Origin of the sequence: Vibrio sp. 99-8-1 (assembly GCF_013114595.1) — a bacterium.
Classification (GTDB): Bacteria; Pseudomonadota; Gammaproteobacteria; order Enterobacterales; family Vibrionaceae; genus Vibrio.
The window spans coordinates 16,001-32,495 of the sequence record NZ_VTXE01000039.1; the positions used below are offsets into that span (position 1 = coordinate 16,001).

Below are 16,495 nucleotides of genomic sequence, written 5' to 3' on the forward strand. Positions count from 1 at the left end.
CATTTTTTGCGAATTCAGTTGCTTTGTGAAGCCGAAGGGCGAGAACACAATATCTCTTCTCTAGCGTCAAAGTGGGGGTTGTTGTCCGATCAATCCGGAGAACTTGCTCTGGTATTAACAGATAGTCGTCTAGAATTGCGTAAGCTAGATGAAGAGAAGTTAGGGGCAATTTATGTGGATTTTGTCGGTGGTGCTGTGGCTCATCGGCGTAAATTCGGCGGTGGAAAAGGACAAGCAATAGCGAAGGCAGCAGGCTTGAATAAAGGGGTTGTTCCTACAGTATTGGATGCTACCGCAGGGTTAGGGCGAGATGCCTTTGTACTGGCTTCTCTTGGCTGTTACGTGCAGATGGTTGAGCGTAACCCTGTTGTCGCGGCATTATTAGATGACGGTTTGAGTCGTGCGAAATGTGATGCTGAAATTGGTGGCTGGGTGTCCGAAAGGTTGTCTATGATTCATCAATCCAGTCATACCATTTTACACAACCTAGCCGATGATAAAGACTTCGTCCGGCCGGATGTGGTGTATCTGGATCCTATGTACCCTCATCCTGAGGGGAAAAGAAAAGCGCAGATTAAAAAAGAGATGAGAGTATTTCAGTCCCTCGTTGGTGCTGATGACGACGCTGACGGACTGTTAAAGCCAGCGTTGGTACTGGCAACGAAGAGAGTCGTGGTGAAAAGGCCCAGCTATGCAGGTTGGTTAGACGACGAAAAACCTACCATGGCAATAGAGACGAGAAAAAATCGATTTGATGTTTACGTAAAAGAGGCAATGAAAGCCAGTTAATTTGCTGCAAAACTTGAATTACCATACTGAACACTGTATACCTAATTGTTAATAATTCTCAATCAACATTTTGAACTGTTTTCTGAGAGTGTTTACAATGACATTATGTGGTGGTCGTTATGACAAAAAGATTGTGTAAATATAACCGAGTAGAGATAGCGGATAATCTAAACGTTATCCATAGTTTAGTTTTACAACCAAAATTTTTGTGTCGTTCATGTGCTCGCTCTTCTTCTGATAAACAAAGCTTATGCAAACCTACCGCAGTGCCTTCGGCATCAAGTCATCATTCGTTATCGTGTGGTGACCACGCTTCTGCTAGTGAGGGACAAACGCGTTTATTACCTATAGAACCTGTGAGTTTTGATGCTGATATGCCGAGTCACCTAGCGAATGGCTTAGTCGATAAGTTAGCGGTAGTGAAAGCAAAGAAATCACTTAAGAAACAGAAAAAGTATCATAAGCGGCTAAAAGTGCTGGCAAAAAAACAGAAACAGTTGCTTAAGAAACAGAAGAAAATCAAAAAGCAGTTTGCGAAGCTAGAAGTTGAAACAGATAAGTTGACAACGGTCGCAGTGAAGCATCCTTCAGAGAGTACGGCCAAGCAGTTGCATTAACGGTATTTAAGTTAGGGGCCCGATAGGCCCCTATGCGTCTTGTAGCTATTTATCTAACTTGTCACTCATCATGCAGAGGAACGACCAGCATATCGATGGGAACACTATTTAGAAGCTGTTTAGTGGAAGATAGGATCATACTCCAAAAATCCTGATGGTGACCGCATATAACCAGATCGACCTCTTTATCTCGTATTGCATCTTTTAATTCATAACCTAAATCGCCACTTCCGACTAAAGTATGTTTAATCGGAAAGTTAGCATGCTCTGCTAAGGTTTTTAGTTGTTCTAGGGATGCTTCCATCGCATGATTTTGTGTCTCGGCTAGGTTGATATCAATTAAGCCAGTGTATATCTCTGCGTAATTTACATCGATATGAATAAAAGACACGTCTGCTTCTAATGGTTTTGCGAGTGCTACCGCTTTCTCTATTAAGGTTTTGCTCTCATCAGAAAGATCAATTGCGACCAAAATATGTTTATAACTCATTAGACTACCTCCATTTCAGGGCCAATATAAATAGATTAGCAGCTAACTGAGATTTTTTTTGCAGTTACGATCTCATAACATCGTCTTATTTATAGATTTGCTTTCGGTGATAACGATAGGAACATGGTATAGTTTTATTCAAATTGTGATTACCAGTGAATCATTAGATCTCTCATTAGGTGTTATCGACGTCTATTTAGCACCTATTAGACTAAAGTTAAAAATTGGGTTTATCCCTGTTAAAAAGGAGCTTTCATGCTATCTCAGACAATGATCGATCAATTAAATGAGCAAATTAACCTAGAATTTTTCTCATCCAATCTATACTTACAAATGAGTGCTTGGTGTGAAGATAACGGTTTTGATGGTGCGGCTCTGTTTTTAAGAGCTCACGCCAAGGAAGAGATGGAGCACATGCAGCGACTGTTTACTTATGTTAGTGAGACAGGCGCTATGCCAATTTTGGGTGCTATTGAAGCTCCTAAATTTGATTTTGCAGGCCTTGGGGAAGTGTTTCGTGAGACTTACGAACATGAACAAATGATTACGGAACGAATCAATAAACTGGCTCATGTTGCGTTTACATCTCAAGACTACTCAACGTTCAATTTCTTACAGTGGTACGTTGCTGAACAGCATGAAGAAGAGAAATTGTTTAAAGGGATATTGGACAAGCTAGAACTAGTTGGTGAAGATGGTAAAGCACTATTCTTTATCGATAAGGACCTGGCAGCAATGGCACAAGAAGGTTCATCTTCAGTGATGGATGTCGCCGCTGAATAGCATATTCAGCAAATAGGGAAGCAGATTTGTCTTCTCTTTCGGCATCTTAGAAGATGTAGGGAGGAGAAGATGATCAGTGGAGATACAATTATATTTACGCTTATGATAATCGTAAGCGTAAACCTAGCGCGGTATTTAACCGCATTGCGCTCTCTTATTTATGTTATGCGCGAAGCACACCCATTACTTTATCAGCAAGTCGATGGTGGCGGCTTCTTTACCACTCATGGTAACGTAGTGAAACAAGTCAGACTGTTTCATTACCTGAAGGACAGAGAGTATCTTCATCATCATGATGATGTATTTGTTAGCAAGTGTGTTAAGGTCAGAGAGCTTTTTATTTTATTTGTTGCCTTAATTGGCGTGACTTTACTTGCTTCCTTCTTAGTTTGATAACTTTGCCATTTGGCAAGTTGTACAAGAGAAGTTAGAATGTGACCCTAGTATGAAGGGTGTACGTTAGCGTACATCCTTTTGTTTATTTTGGGGGTTGCGAATATTGAAAAAGGTTGATGTTGTCGTTATTGGTGCTGGAGCTGCTGGGTTAATGTGTGCGGCGCAGGCCGGTAAAAGAAACCGTTCAGTTTTGGTTTTAGATCATGCTAAAAAGCCCGGACGGAAAATACTAATATCTGGTGGCGGTAAATGTAACTTTACCAACTATGACGTTAGTGCTAATAACTACCTTTGTCAGAACCCTCACTTTGTTAAATCTTGTTTGTCTCAATACAGCAATTGGGATTTCATCTCTTTAGTTTCTAGCTATAACATTGCATTTGAAGAGCGCGAGCATGGTCAGCTGTTCTGTATCGATTCTGCTAAACAGATCGTCAACATGCTACTGGATCAATGCAATAAGTCCGTTTCATTTCGTTACCAAGCCCAGATAGCTTCTATAAACCCTTCTCAGGATGGTTTTTTACTTGAAGTGGATAATGACCTGATTCAATGTAATTCCTTGGTTATCGCGACTGGGGGGCTATCTATGCCTAAACTTGGCGCGACCTCATACGGTTATCAAATTGCAGAACAGTTCGGCCTTAAGGTCGTTACAACAAGGGCTGCACTTGTACCGTTTACCTTGCATAAGGAAGACAAGGAACATATGGCTGCGTTATCTGGTATCGCGATACCAGTGGAGATCACCGCAACAAATGGGCAGACGTTTAAAGAGGCTTTGCTGTTTACTCACCGAGGTTTGTCGGGACCATCAGTGTTACAGATCTCTTCTTACTGGACGGCAGGTCAATACATTACGATTGATTTGTTGCCTGAGGTAGATACTGCTTTACTGTTAGCCGAAGCGGTTAAGAAACATCCCAATCAATCATTAAAGAACACACTGGCTAAGGTTTTACCTAAACGCTTGGTGGAGATGCTGATTAGTAGGGAAGAGATCGATGATAAGCCTTTAAAACAATTTGCCGGGAATCAATTACATTCTATCTCTGAAAAACTTCATAACTGGAAAGTTTTGCCTAATGGTACGGAAGGGTACCGAACCGCAGAGGTAACTTTAGGTGGAGTAGATACTGATGGTATCTCATCTAAAACAATGGAATGTAAGTCTGTTGCTGGTCTCTACTTTGTTGGAGAAGTGTTGGACGTTGCAGGGCATCTTGGCGGCTATAATTTTCAGTTCTGCTGGAGTAGCGGTTTTGTCGCAGGGCAGAACGTATAGTTTAAATGATAATAACAAATGGTTTTTTATAACTTAATCGTCGTTTTCTCTGTTGGTAAGCTATAAAAGTGACTCCTGTAACATTTTTATTCTGAGCATTCTTCGTGGCTAACTGTGTTGTTTTTTTTGGTTATTTTGTCGCCGTTCTCTTGTTCTCAGTACTAACAAGCAGAGGTATTAGGCTGTTAGCCGATATAAGTCGCTTTAAAATAATTGGCGATATTTTTCTTCGTTTGCGATGTTTTATTCATTCTGACAATATATCTGTTTTACTAGACACAAGTTTGGCGACGAATAGGTCAGGTCGATTTGGTTAGAAATAGCCGAATTTTTATTGTGTTGTTATTTTCATCGTGGCAACTGTGTCATGTCTTTTCGTATTTTTGAGGGCGTTATGGGTCAACTTACCATTTTGGGTTTTATTGCTATCGGTGGTGCTTTCGGTGCCTGTTCTCGTTATCTTATTTCAGAATTATGTGTTGTTCTTCTTGGCCGAGGATTCCCATACGGCACGCTAACGGTAAACGTTGTTGGCTCCTTCATTATGGGATTATTAATTGCCGCTTTCGAAAATGAGCTACTTGCGACAGAACCTTGGAGGCAAATTATTGGCCTTGGATTTTTAGGTGCACTCACCACATTTTCGACCTTTTCGATGGACAATGTGTTGTTAATGCAACAGGGAGCATTTTTTAAGATGGGATTAAATGTACTACTTAATGTTACTTTAAGTATTTCTGCTGCTTGGATTGGATTTCAGATTCTGTTCAAAGGGTAGAAGATGTTTCACGTGAAACATAATACGCCGCAACATTTGTTGCGGCGTATTGCTTTGTGCTGGAAAGTATTAGTGAACAACACGTCACAAAGCCGAATGTGTTTCAAGCTTTATGTCTAGTTTGTAGAATCTTCAGGTGTAATAGGTGATGTTGCTGAGCTAAGCCAAATTTTAGCATCCTCACTAACCAACGGACTAACGTCATTCCATACTTGTCGATGGTATTTGTTTAGCCAATCTACCTCTTTGTCTGTCAACATCGAAACGACAATGTTGCGCTTATCAATAGGGCACCGTGTTAGTGATTCGAAGCCTAGGGCAACAAAATCACCGCCAGTCTCTTTTTCTACTACCAATTCTAAGTTCTCTATACGGATACCAAAATGATCTGCACGGTAGTAGCCAGGTTCGTTAGAGACCACCATACCTGCTTGAAGTGCTACTGTGATTGGTCTTTTTGATATGCTTTGCGGGCCTTCATGGACACTCAAGAAATGGCCAACACCATGACCTGTGCCGTGATCAAAATCGAATCCATATTGCCATAAGTGTTGTCTGGCTAGCGCATCAAGTTGATGACCACTTGTTCCTTTCGGGAATAGAGCAGATGACAAGGAAATATGCCCTTTAAGCACCAGTGTAAACTGTTTCTTCATTTCATCATTTGGCTCGCCAATGGCGATGGTTCTAGTGATGTCGGTGGTTCCATTTAAGTACTGACCACCAGAATCCACTAAGTAAAGAGAGTTGTTTGTTAGACGACCCGGCTGCTCTTGGTCGTTATGGTTGTAATGACACATGGCCGCGTTGTCACCTGCTGCGGAAATAGTGTCAAAACTTAAATCGACTAAGCTATCATCCAGACGACGGATTTGCTCCAATTTGTCCGAAAGAACCGCTTCGTCATGCAGTTGACCCTTCTCGACTTCATTGTCTAACCAATGTAGGAATGTCACCATCGAAGCGCCGTCGCGAATGTGGCACGCCTTCATTCCGTCTATTTCCACTGAGTTTTTGACGGCTTTTTGTAGAGAGCAAGGGTCGTCAGATTTTGTAATGGTTGCACCTGCTTCTATAAGCTTCATTTCAAACCATGCGTTACTGCTTGACGGGTCTATAATGACGTTTTTGCCTTTAAGCATATGGAGTCGATTTTCCAGCTCTTTAGGGTTATAGACTTGAACGCCAACCCCAACATGGTTATTGAGTGTATCTGGCACTCTTGATGGGTCTACAAATAGATCTAACGAACCATCTGAATATAGCAGGGCATGAGATAACACAACTGGAAGGCGAGGGACATCTAATCCTCGAATGTTAAGCAACCAACAGATAGCGTCCAGTTGGGTAATGATAGCGGTATCTGCGTGTTGTTCTCTTAGAGATTGAGCAATGGAGTTCCGCTTGTCTAAGCTATTAATACCAACTGATGTGATATCAAGTAATCTAATTGGTGAGTTGGCAAAATCAGGTCTGTCCTGCCAGAGGGCATCTATAGGGTTGGACTCTAAAGGAACTAATGTGATTGACTCCGGTAGAGACACTTTTGTTCTTTGTAGCCACACACCAGTATGTAGGCGCGCATCAAAGGCGACCTTAGACAGGGCGTCTGCTCTGTTAGCTAGCCATTGTTGGATAGGTTCATCTACCAAGTGACGATACTCAAAAATATCCGCTGGCACTTGTTTTTGGACCTGAACGGTGTAGCGTCCATCAACAAATATTGCTGCGTCCGTTTTTGTTATAACTGAAACCCCCGCGGAACCAGTAAATCCGGTTGCCCATAACAATCGTTCGTTTCTTGCTGGCAAATACTCGCCAAGAAATTCATCTTCATGGGGTATGATCAAAGCGTCTAAATCACTTGTTAGCAGCCATTCTCTTATAGCATGAACACGTGATTCTATAGTTGAAAGCATATCTGAATCCTTTATCTAATTCGTCTATATCTACTCTTGATGGGTAGATTGTCCAAGGTGTAATGTTCGTTTTTCTATTATCTTGATTAGCCAGTCTAAAGCTGGATCAGCCTGATTATCCTTATGCCAAAATAGTGTATACGCCATAGGTGGAAACTCAAGAGGTAGTGGCAACACAACTAAGTCAAAGTGCTTGGCGACAAGATTTGAGAAGTGACTGGGTGCGGTAAACACGAAATCAGTATAGGTACATAAGCTTGCTGCGCTATTAAAATCGGGAACGGTAATTGCGACATCTCGATGTAGATTTAAATTGGCTAGCTTGAAGTCTAGTAGCCATTTCTCGTTACCATCGCAACGTACTTGTACGTGTCTTAATGAAAGGTATTTAGGCAGATCCCACTCTTGTTGGAGAACAGGGTGATCCTTTCTAACCACACAAACCTGATTATCTTGGTAAAGTACATGCTCACTTATACCTTGAGGTGGATGCATTGTCAGAGCTGCGTCGGAAAACTGAATATCTTTTCCGGTAATACCGATATCTAACTCTCCAGTTTTTAACTTGTTAAAAGTGGAGTCATCCCAGATATGAGTACTAATTTTAATATTTGGCGCTTCGACAAAAAGAGAAGGAAGAAAGTGGGGGAGGATTAAGGGATATCCACTTTCTACTAACGCGATATTAAATCGGCGATTCGATAAATGGGGTTCAAATTTGTCGGGCCCGTGAATTTCACTTAACTGATTAACCAATGCGTTTAGCTTTGGTTTAATTGCTTGCGCTCTAGAAGTAGGCTTTAAACCGTGAGAGGTACGAGTGAAAAGAGGGTCATTAAATTGTACCCGTAATTTAGCTAATGACTTACTCATTGCAGATTGACTTAGGCAGAGTTTCTCAGCGGCTCTGGTAACATTCTCTTCTTCGAATAGAACTTTTAGACAAACCAAAAGGTTTAAATCTATTCTTGCTAATTTGTCTATGCTCACCTGAATTTCCATCTAGGAATAATAGCAATGAGTATAAGCCATTTCCTTGCATATCAGTAGCCATGTAAACTTCGTGTCCAAATTGTAATGTAGGATGAAGGTGTCTAGGTGAGTAATACTAATATTAATAAGTGGCAAGTAGTGATGCTGGTTAGTTTGGTTCTGTTTAGCCCCTTAGCAATAGATATTTATCTACCTGCTCTTCCTATGATCGCAGATATGTTTCACGTGAAACATGCAATGGTACAAGACACCATTACTTGGTTCCTATTTTCAATGGGTATTGGGCAGATTTTTGCTGGACCGTTAGCTGATAAGTATGGAAGAAAGTCGGTAGCCATAACCGGTATAGCCATTTACGGATTAAGTTCTTTACTTGCGTGGTGGTCTATCAATATCGAGTGGCTACTCGTAGCAAGACTGCTTCAGGGGCTAGGCGCATGTGCAACATCGGTTGCTGCATTTGCTACAGTGAGAGACATGTTTGGCCCTGAGAAGAGTGGCAAAATGATCAGCTACCTGAATGGTGCGATCTGTTTTATTCCTGCATTAGCTCCAATTTTAGGTAGTTACTTAACACAACAACTTGGATGGCGAAGCAATTTCAGCTTTATGGCCTTATATGCGGCAGTAATTGGCACGGTGCTACTCATCTCAATGAAGGAAACGAATCCGAAGCAGGAGTCGGGTAACTCGTATTTCAAGCTGAACAGGTATCTAGCGGTTCTAAGAAACCCCACTTTTACCTTTCACGCTTCACTTTGTATGTTGGCAATGGCGGTGATCTTAGCTTACGTAACTGCGGCACCAATCGTACTTATGAAGCAGCTTGGTTTAACGATGAATGAGTTCACGTACTGGTTCGGAGCCAATGCGGTGTTTAATATCATTTCTGCTTTTTCTGCACCTAAATTGATGGATAAATTGGGCACTAAACGCGCTCTCATTGTTGGCATTAGCATGATGTTACTAGCCAGTGGACTCATGTTGATATTGCCAAGTAATGAATATGCATGGGCGTTTATGCTGCCAATATTTATATCATCGACTAGTTTTGCTCTCATTTTAGGGGCTGCTGCTGGTAAAGCGCTTGCTCCATTTGGAGATAAAGCGGGAACCGCAGCTGCTCTATTGGGATTGTTTCAAATGAGTGGTGCTGGCTTATTGGTTGGCACCTTACAAAGGTTTGATCTCACTCTTCAGATGACGATATCACTGCAGATGATGCTTATTGCACCTGCGTTGATAATACTGGTTAGTAAGTTGGGTAAACAGTGGCACGAATCTTATACGGGGTAGTGTACTTAATATTTTTAGTCCAACTTATTAATTAATGTAATTAGATAAGCAACTAATATGTAAAAATAAAGATAATTGAGTTAAATAGTCGACACCTGTTTTACTACCACGGAATAAGGTGTATATTTAGCGTTCAAACAAAATGTATTAACTACCTGGAATATTCGTCCGAATGTCTTTAACTACTTATGAAATGGCTCGAGTACTTGAGCAATTAGAAGAGTCGCCGGAAAAAATTATGTTTGGCAAATTACTTGCTGAACTTGGTAATCAAAGTGAAGAACGGATTCGCAGTGCAGCGAAGCAAGTCCCGCTGCACATCTTGCGTGATATAGTTTATCAGTTTCAAAAAGTAATAGAATCACGTAAAGGTGAGCAAGTGGAATTGATTGCAAAAGAACTTGCTGACAGCGGTATTTCTGCTGAAGAGTTACAAGCCTACTTAAATAAATAAAAACAGCCTCAAAATAAGAGGCTGTTTTTTATTGAACTTAAAATAGCAGAATATTACTTAATAACTTTAGTCTTCAATATCTTGTCTAAAGAGATGACACCTGCTCCCCAGACAATATTAATTAATATCATTAATCCCCAGAGCTGATGGTCATAAAATCCTTTTTCCCACAATAATGGATAAGAGATCACCGCAATTGCATTAAAGGCGAATAAAATAATAGCCATTGGTCGAGTGAATAAACCTAACGCGACAAAAATAGGTAACACGAGTTCCGCTATTGTTCCTGTGTAAGCGGCCAATTGCCATGGAATAACAGGTACTTGATACTCAAACTCGAATAGGTACAAGGTACTGTCCCAAGATGCAATTTTGGTAAGCCCTGAATTAAAGAAAACATAAGCAACCCATAATCGACAAAACAACAACAACAGAGGAACGACAACAGCTTGCAGGCGAATCACTGCACTATCATAGGTAGTGACAATGGGAATAAAGCGATTAAACATTGTTTTTCTCCTCATCTGAGTTGATGTTAAATCCAAGAAATATATCAAGAGTAAGTAGCGCGTTAAGATGTTCAAGTAGATCCGCTGAAATCTGGCGTAAACTCTGGCCTTTGACTAGCTCTTGCAATAAGCGATATTCATTTATAGAGAGTGTGTATGACTTAACTTCACCGTTATTCGATGTGACGACAATTCCTTGTTGAGGCTGATGAATATCAAGCTCATCGAAGTTACTAGTTATTATTGCTTGTTCTATCGCTGTGATGGCAAATTTGCTCTCAAACAACTGTAAAGAAGGGTTTGCTACAAGCAGAATACTTTGCTGCTGAACTTGCGATAAAGAAGTGAGTTGGTCAAATGAAGAGAAATGGCATTCGTCAAATTGTTGGCCAAATATATGGCTAGAATAATCTTTCTTCCATTCGAAAAGTGCTATATCTGCAAGGTAAGGTACTGCGTCAATAACGGCTGATGTATCAGAAATGGTTTTAAAAAAATCGACGCCATATAAGCTAACATCAGCCTCTTTAGGAGCGTGTTTAAGTATATGAAGACGGGCTAGCCCATTAAAACACTCTTCACCTACAAGCGCGGCAGTGATTGGGTATCCAGCCATTAATACGTCGGTTAAGCTCATTACGAAATTATTACGATATATCTGCATCCGTTCATCCGCTGAGAAATGATCCGATACGATATGACACTGCTCTCCTTTCGCTTGATAATGGAGAGCATCCGAAAACTGTGATTGTAGCTGAGATAATGAGATTGTCATGATGCAACCTCTAAAGGAGGCTGGCTAGAAAGAGCGATACCATTAAGTAACGTGCTAGCTTTATCTGCCTCTGATAGTAAGACCTCTGGCTCAGGTATATCCAAATCCCATTCAATCAGTGTTTTCCTACTGCCATTTGCAGTCGTCCACTGAGAGAAGAGCTGCCATACTTCATCACTGACAGGTTTACTGTGAGTATCGATCCAAACTTCCCCTTTGTCGGTCACTTTTTTCGTAAAGCCTGCTAGGTGAATTTCCTTAACGACTTGAGGGTCTATACCCGCTAGATATTCACTGCAACTGAAACCGTGATTAAAAGAAGAAACATGGATGTTATTGAAGTCGAGTAAGATATGACAGCCTGTTCGTTTTTGTACCTCGGACAGAAATACCCATTCGTCGATAGTTGAATGGTCAAACCGAACATAGCTGGATGGATTTTCAATTAAAATAGGTTGGCGCAAATAGTCTTGTACTTCGAGTACATTACGACAAAATACTCTAAGCGCCTCTTCGGTATAAGGAAGAGGGAGTAAGTCGTTAAAATAATGGCCACCATTCTCGCTCCAACTCAAATGATCTGAAACTAAGATGGGTTCAATATCATCCACCAAGGCTTTCAATTTAGCTAAATGTGATTCGCTTACTGGGCTAACCGATCCCAATGATAATCCTACACCATGGCAGCTTATCTCATAAAACTCACGAAGCTGACGCAAATCGTTTCGTAGCAGAGAGTTCGGTTGGAAATAGTTTTCGCTATGTATTTCAAGCCAAGTTAGATTGGGTTTATTCTGCTTAAAAAAATCTAAATGGGGAGTTCGTAAGCCGACGCCAACTTGGGGGTGGAAATCACTTTTCATAGCTATGCCTCAAGTAAAAAACAAAAAAGACAAAAAAAGCCAGCCACCAGTAGGGGAGGGTGTGACTGGCTGGTAAAAATTAGCTAGATGAAGTGCTACCACCAGCCAAACGATCACAAAGACCTTTTGGAACCACTATAAATGCGTCGGTTTGGTTGTCTTCTTTAGAAGTACCTGCACAAGAACTTGTTTTCGTTGCACAGTCATTTTTACCAGCTTTTGCCACACCGTAGCATTTCTCTTTATCTGCTGCGATTGCTTGTGTTGTAGTCAGTGCTGTGGCACCAATGGCTAGAAGGCTTGAAACAGCTGCTGTTACTGCAAAGTTTGATTTTTTCATAATAATATTCCTCTAAACTAGATCCTTAAGTTAAATGAGCTAAGTTGATATTTATTTTTGTTGAGCATCTATCAACTTGCTTACAGTATAGGAGCAATTTTCTAATAAAAAACTTTCACTGATTGATAAAAAATAATCACTATCATTACCATTTGTACGCTATCTGATTGTTTTATATGGGTTAAATAATTTAAAAAATATTATGTATGTCTTCCTCATTACACCACAGATTGATGTATAATCAGCCAATCATGTATAAATAAACAGTAAATAACCGTCAGGAAATATAATGGACGCATCTCTATTGCTCGATGGCCTAAATGATAAACAGCGTGAGGCTGTTGCTGCTCCTCTGGATAATATGCTGGTGCTTGCCGGTGCTGGTAGTGGTAAAACTCGTGTATTGGTACACAGAATAGCGTGGCTTATCGCCATCGAGAACGCTTCTCCATTTTCGATTATGTCGGTTACTTTTACTAATAAAGCGGCCGCTGAGATGCGTGGGCGAATAGAAGAATTAATGATGGGCAGTGCATCTGGCATGTGGAACGGGACCTTTCATGGTATTTGCCATCGTATTTTACGGGCCCATTATCTCGACGCCAAATTACCGCAAGATTTCCAAATTATAGATTCTGATGATCAGCAGAGAATGCTACGTCGAATCATTAAAGCACAGAACTTGGATGAAAAGCAGTGGCCAGCTAAGCAAGCGTGTTGGTGGATTAATGGTAAAAAAGATGAAGGGCTGAGACCGCAACACATTGATAGTTATCATGACCCCGTTACTCAAACTTGGTTGCAAGTGTATAGAGCATATCAAGATGCCTGTGACCGAGCTGGGTTGGTCGATTTTGCTGAAATTTTGCTTAGAACAACTGAGTTGCTTAGAGAAAACAAGTTTATCCGACAACACTATCAGGCTCGTTTTAAGCATATATTGGTTGATGAGTTTCAAGACACCAACAATATCCAATATGCTTGGTTGAGAATGATGGCAGGCAAGGACTGTCGAGTGATGATTGTAGGGGATGATGATCAGTCGATTTATGGTTGGCGTGGCGCAAAAGTAGAAAACATTCATAAATTTACAGAAGAGTTTTTATCTGTATCTACCATTCGTCTTGAACAAAATTATCGTTCAACAAAAACCATCTTGAAAGCTGCCAACGAACTAATTATTAATAATACTGAGCGTATGGGCAAGGAGCTTTGGACCGACGGCAATGACGGTGAGAAAATATCAGTCTACTCAGCATACAATGAATTGGATGAAGCTAGATTTACCGTTAGTAAAATAAAGGCTTGGCAAGAGAGTGATGGCTCACTATCCGAATGTGCAATGTTATATAGAAACAATGCTCAGTCGCGAGTTTTGGAAGAAGCATTGATTCAGGCTGGTTTACCATACCGAATATATGGTGGTATGCGATTCTTCGAACGTCAGGAGATCAGAGATGCGCTTAGTTACCTTAGACTGATGGCAAATCGGCGTGATGATGCAGCGTTTGAAAGGGTCGTGAATACACCCACCCGTGGTTTAGGTGATAAGACGTTAGAAACGATTCGTGCTGCTGCAAGAGACAGAGGAGAGACGTTATGGGAAGCGAGCAGCGCTTTACTGGAGCAAAAAGTGCTTGCTGGACGTGCTGCTAGCGCCTTAGGTCGTTTTATTGAGTTGATCGTGGCGTTAGAAGATGACACCGCTGAAATGCCGTTACATGAGCAAGCGGACCATGTCATTAAATCTTCGGGTTTATTTGCCATGTATCAGCAAGAAAAAGGCGAGAAGTCTAAGGCACGTATTGAAAACCTGGAAGAATTAGTCACCGCATGTCGACAGTTTGAGCGGCCTGAAGAAGCCGATGAAATGACAATGTTATCTGCTTTCCTTTCTCATGCAGCATTAGAAGCAGGAGAAGGACAAGCTGATGAGTTTGATGATGCGGTTCAACTCATGACGTTACACAGTGCCAAAGGGTTAGAGTTTCCGATGGTATTTATGGTTGGTGTTGAGGAAGGGATGTTTCCTAGCCAGATGTCCGCGGAGGAAGCGGGTCGTTTAGAAGAGGAACGTCGCTTATGTTATGTCGGCATGACACGAGCGAAGGTTAAACTCTACATTACCTATGCGGAAATGCGTCGTTTATATGGCCAAGATAAATATCATAAGCCGTCACGATTTATTCGTGAGTTACCCGAGTCTTGCTTAGAAGAAGTAAGAATGAAAGCTCAAGTGAGTCGATCCACCTCTTCTGGGCGTTTTAGCCAAACGGCGGTGAAAGAGAGCTTTAATGAAACCGGCTTTAATCTGGGACAGAGAGTGCAACACCCTAAGTTTGGTGAAGGAACCATTATTAACTTTGAAGGTAGCGGTCCTCAGAGTCGTGTACAAGTCGCTTTCAATGGTGAAGGTATTAAATGGTTAGTGACGCAATATGCAAAGTTGCAAGTACTATAATGCACTAACTCAATACAACATATGAAAAAGAAAAACCCCGATACTTGCGTATCGGGGTTATAGTCTTACTCGCAGCAATCCGGCTACTAAATGTGCTCCATGCATCAAATCCTTGATAGTGTGCTGTTATCCTTCAGCGCATTCCTTTTCATCGCCTTCCTAGCGGTGTCCTTGATCTTATCCTGATCAGCCAACAATCCTCGTTAGCGTGCTTCACTTGTTCCTTGAGCGGTGTCCTTTACATCATCCTGATGTTCAGTCCTTGCCTCATCCAGAGGTGTCCATTGTCTTTCCTTAGTAGTAACCATCCTAGTCACTATTGCGTCCATTCAATGTCCATTTTGCTTTCCTTGCTGGTTATTCATCCTAAATAACCAAATCTTCATCCTGAAGATTACCTATCCTTAGGTCTCTCTATTCCGTGTCAGCATCCTTCCGACAAGTTAAATATTAGCGAATATAGGACTAACAGCAATAGCTGAATGGCAATATCAATACTTGCCTAATAAGTTGGATTAACGTTAGTTGTTGATAAATAAGGTTAATTCAAATGGATCTAATCTAAGTCTGATAACGAGAAGTAGGGAACTCTTACGGTCATGTGAGAGATCTCTTACAAACAGATGCAGGTAAATCGTAACCTAGCATCTGCATAGAAGGTGACAAATGTTGACTTTTTATGCTGCGTTACTGTTCTCGTCTGTTTTTTGCGTGACGAATACCGTCAAAACTAAATAAAACAAGCGCGCTCCAAATAAACGTGAATGTGGTGGCTTTATCTGAGCTAAAAGGTTCGTTATAGACCAAAACTGCCAGTAGAAACATCAAACTTGGGCCAATGTATTGGAAGAATCCCAATGTAGAAAGCATCATTCGTGTGGCAGCACCATTGAAACACAGTAGAGGTAAGGTTGTGACTAAACCTGCCGCAATTAATAGAATGTTAAGTGACATTGGGTTTTGGCTGAGATCTGCAGTAGGACTAGTTGTAATAAACAGTAAGTAGAATGCTGCGATAGGTAACATGATCAGCGTCTCAATAAAAAGTCCTGTCTGTGCATCTAAGTTGATTTTTTTTCGTAATAAGCCGTATAAGCCGAAACTGGTCGCGAGTATCAGAGCAATGACGGGTATGCTTCCAAAAGCGATAACTTGAATAGCTACGCCAACTAGAGCCAGTACTACGGCCAGCCACTGTAACTTTCTTAACCGTTCGCCCAAAAATAACATCCCCAGTAGAACATTGAATAATGGGTTAATGTAATAGCCTAAGCTGGCATCTAGCATGTGGTCGGAATTGACGGCCCATATGAAGACTAACCAGTTGACGCCAACTAAAATCGCTGTAGAGATAAGAACCAGTAAGGTTTTTTTATTACGTAAAACGCTTTGTACTACACGCCAGCGGCGACTAACGTGAATGAGCAGAGCCAGAAAACCGAAAGACCAAATCACTCGATGGCTAAGTATTTCTAAAGGTGTTACTTCACCAAGCGCTTTGAAGTAAATAGGCGCAAACCCCCACATGGTGTATGCGGCTATTGCCAGCAATACCCCCTGGCGAGATCGTGTTTGTTGTTCTGTTGTCATTGACGTAAAGACCTGATTAGACGTGATAAAGAGAAGCAAGATGCTAAGTATAAGAGTGAGATCTCAATTTCTCCTAATAATTTGATGTTTTATTCAGTTACAAAGCAAACTACAATGTGCGCCTTATCTTCATAATGAAGATGTTTCAATGACTAAA

17 protein-coding genes are annotated in these 16,495 nt (G+C 41.1%); 9 read left to right on the forward strand and 8 right to left on the reverse strand.

The features are described from left to right. Positions 1 to 6 precede the first annotated feature (6 nt). The gene (locus tag F0227_RS18370; RefSeq protein ID WP_171754703.1) at positions 7 to 789 is read left to right on the forward strand and encodes a class I SAM-dependent methyltransferase; all 783 of its coding nucleotides are present in this window, start codon (positions 7 to 9) and stop codon (positions 787 to 789) included. Between the two features lie 119 nt (positions 790 to 908). Further along, positions 909 to 1,406: a hypothetical protein gene (locus F0227_RS18375; RefSeq protein WP_171754704.1), complete on the forward strand. Its 498-nt coding sequence runs from the start codon at positions 909 to 911 to the stop codon at positions 1,404 to 1,406. A gap of 61 nt (positions 1,407 to 1,467) precedes the next feature. Here F0227_RS18375 and F0227_RS18380 read toward each other — a convergent pair whose 3' ends face one another. Further along, positions 1,468 to 1,896 carry a universal stress protein gene (locus F0227_RS18380; RefSeq protein WP_171754705.1) on the reverse strand — a complete coding sequence of 143 codons (429 nt, stop codon included), beginning with the start codon at positions 1,894 to 1,896 and terminating at the stop codon, positions 1,468 to 1,470. 255 nt (positions 1,897 to 2,151) lie between these two features. Here F0227_RS18380 and ftnA point away from each other — a divergent pair, with 255 nt between their 5' ends. The 4 genes from ftnA to crcB all read left to right on the forward strand — a co-directional run bounded on the left by ftnA (position 2,152) and on the right by crcB (position 5,138). Beyond that, a complete protein-coding gene (ftnA, locus tag F0227_RS18385) occupies positions 2,152 to 2,679 on the forward strand; it encodes a non-heme ferritin (protein ID WP_171754706.1) in 528 nt (175 codons plus the stop codon). A 69-nt stretch (positions 2,680 to 2,748) separates the two neighbouring features. Further along, the gene (gene uspB / locus F0227_RS18390) at positions 2,749 to 3,072 is read left to right on the forward strand and encodes a universal stress protein UspB (RefSeq protein WP_171754707.1); all 324 of its coding nucleotides are present in this window, start codon (positions 2,749 to 2,751) and stop codon (positions 3,070 to 3,072) included. Positions 3,073 to 3,175: 103 nt separating this feature from the next. Beyond that, positions 3,176 to 4,360, forward strand: coding sequence for an aminoacetone oxidase family FAD-binding enzyme (locus F0227_RS18395; protein ID WP_171754728.1), 1,185 nt, complete (start codon positions 3,176 to 3,178; stop codon positions 4,358 to 4,360). A gap of 394 nt (positions 4,361 to 4,754) precedes the next feature. Then, the gene (gene crcB, locus F0227_RS18400; protein WP_171754729.1) at positions 4,755 to 5,138 is read left to right on the forward strand and encodes a fluoride efflux transporter CrcB; all 384 of its coding nucleotides are present in this window, start codon (positions 4,755 to 4,757) and stop codon (positions 5,136 to 5,138) included. Between the two features lie 116 nt (positions 5,139 to 5,254). Here crcB and F0227_RS18405 read toward each other — a convergent pair whose 3' ends face one another. Together F0227_RS18405 and F0227_RS18410 are read right to left on the reverse strand one after the other, a co-directional pair. Then, complete coding sequence (locus tag F0227_RS18405) at positions 5,255 to 7,057, reverse strand: aminopeptidase P family protein (protein WP_171754708.1); 1,803 nt, start codon at positions 7,055 to 7,057, stop codon at positions 5,255 to 5,257. A gap of 30 nt (positions 7,058 to 7,087) precedes the next feature. Beyond that, complete coding sequence (locus F0227_RS18410) at positions 7,088 to 8,047, reverse strand: LysR substrate-binding domain-containing protein (RefSeq protein ID WP_171754709.1); 960 nt, start codon at positions 8,045 to 8,047, stop codon at positions 7,088 to 7,090. Between the two features lie 108 nt (positions 8,048 to 8,155). Here F0227_RS18410 and F0227_RS18415 point away from each other — a divergent pair, with 108 nt between their 5' ends. Together F0227_RS18415 and F0227_RS18420 are read left to right on the forward strand one after the other, a co-directional pair. Beyond that, positions 8,156 to 9,346: a multidrug effflux MFS transporter gene (locus tag F0227_RS18415; RefSeq protein WP_345775814.1), complete on the forward strand. Its 1,191-nt coding sequence runs from the start codon at positions 8,156 to 8,158 to the stop codon at positions 9,344 to 9,346. A 172-nt stretch (positions 9,347 to 9,518) separates the two neighbouring features. Next, a complete protein-coding gene (locus F0227_RS18420; RefSeq protein WP_171754710.1) occupies positions 9,519 to 9,800 on the forward strand; it encodes a hypothetical protein in 282 nt (93 codons plus the stop codon). Positions 9,801 to 9,853: 53 nt separating this feature from the next. Here the strand turns inward: F0227_RS18420 and F0227_RS18425 are convergent, their stop codons facing one another. The 4 genes from F0227_RS18425 to F0227_RS18440 form a co-directional block, all read right to left on the reverse strand. Then, positions 9,854 to 10,309: a DoxX family protein gene (locus tag F0227_RS18425; protein ID WP_171754711.1), complete on the reverse strand. Its 456-nt coding sequence runs from the start codon at positions 10,307 to 10,309 to the stop codon at positions 9,854 to 9,856. Next, positions 10,302 to 11,084, reverse strand: coding sequence for a DNA-binding domain-containing protein (locus F0227_RS18430; RefSeq protein WP_171754712.1), 783 nt, complete (start codon positions 11,082 to 11,084; stop codon positions 10,302 to 10,304). The genes F0227_RS18425 and F0227_RS18430 overlap by 8 nt, the downstream gene beginning before the upstream one ends. Further along, positions 11,081 to 11,947 (reverse strand): DUF692 domain-containing protein, encoded by an 867-nt coding sequence (locus tag F0227_RS18435; protein WP_171754713.1) that lies wholly within the window; start codon positions 11,945 to 11,947, stop codon positions 11,081 to 11,083. The genes F0227_RS18430 and F0227_RS18435 overlap by 4 nt, the downstream gene beginning before the upstream one ends. Positions 11,948 to 12,026: 79 nt before the next feature. Continuing rightward, positions 12,027 to 12,287: a DUF2282 domain-containing protein gene (locus tag F0227_RS18440; protein ID WP_171754714.1), complete on the reverse strand. Its 261-nt coding sequence runs from the start codon at positions 12,285 to 12,287 to the stop codon at positions 12,027 to 12,029. 286 nt (positions 12,288 to 12,573) lie between these two features. Here F0227_RS18440 and uvrD point away from each other — a divergent pair, with 286 nt between their 5' ends. Further along, positions 12,574 to 14,748: a DNA helicase II gene (gene uvrD / locus F0227_RS18445; protein ID WP_345775815.1), complete on the forward strand. Its 2,175-nt coding sequence runs from the start codon at positions 12,574 to 12,576 to the stop codon at positions 14,746 to 14,748. Between the two features lie 687 nt (positions 14,749 to 15,435). Here the strand turns inward: uvrD and rarD are convergent. Further along, a complete protein-coding gene (gene rarD, locus F0227_RS18450) occupies positions 15,436 to 16,338 on the reverse strand; it encodes an EamA family transporter RarD (protein ID WP_171754716.1) in 903 nt (300 codons plus the stop codon). Between the last annotated feature and the right edge of the window lie 157 nt (positions 16,339 to 16,495).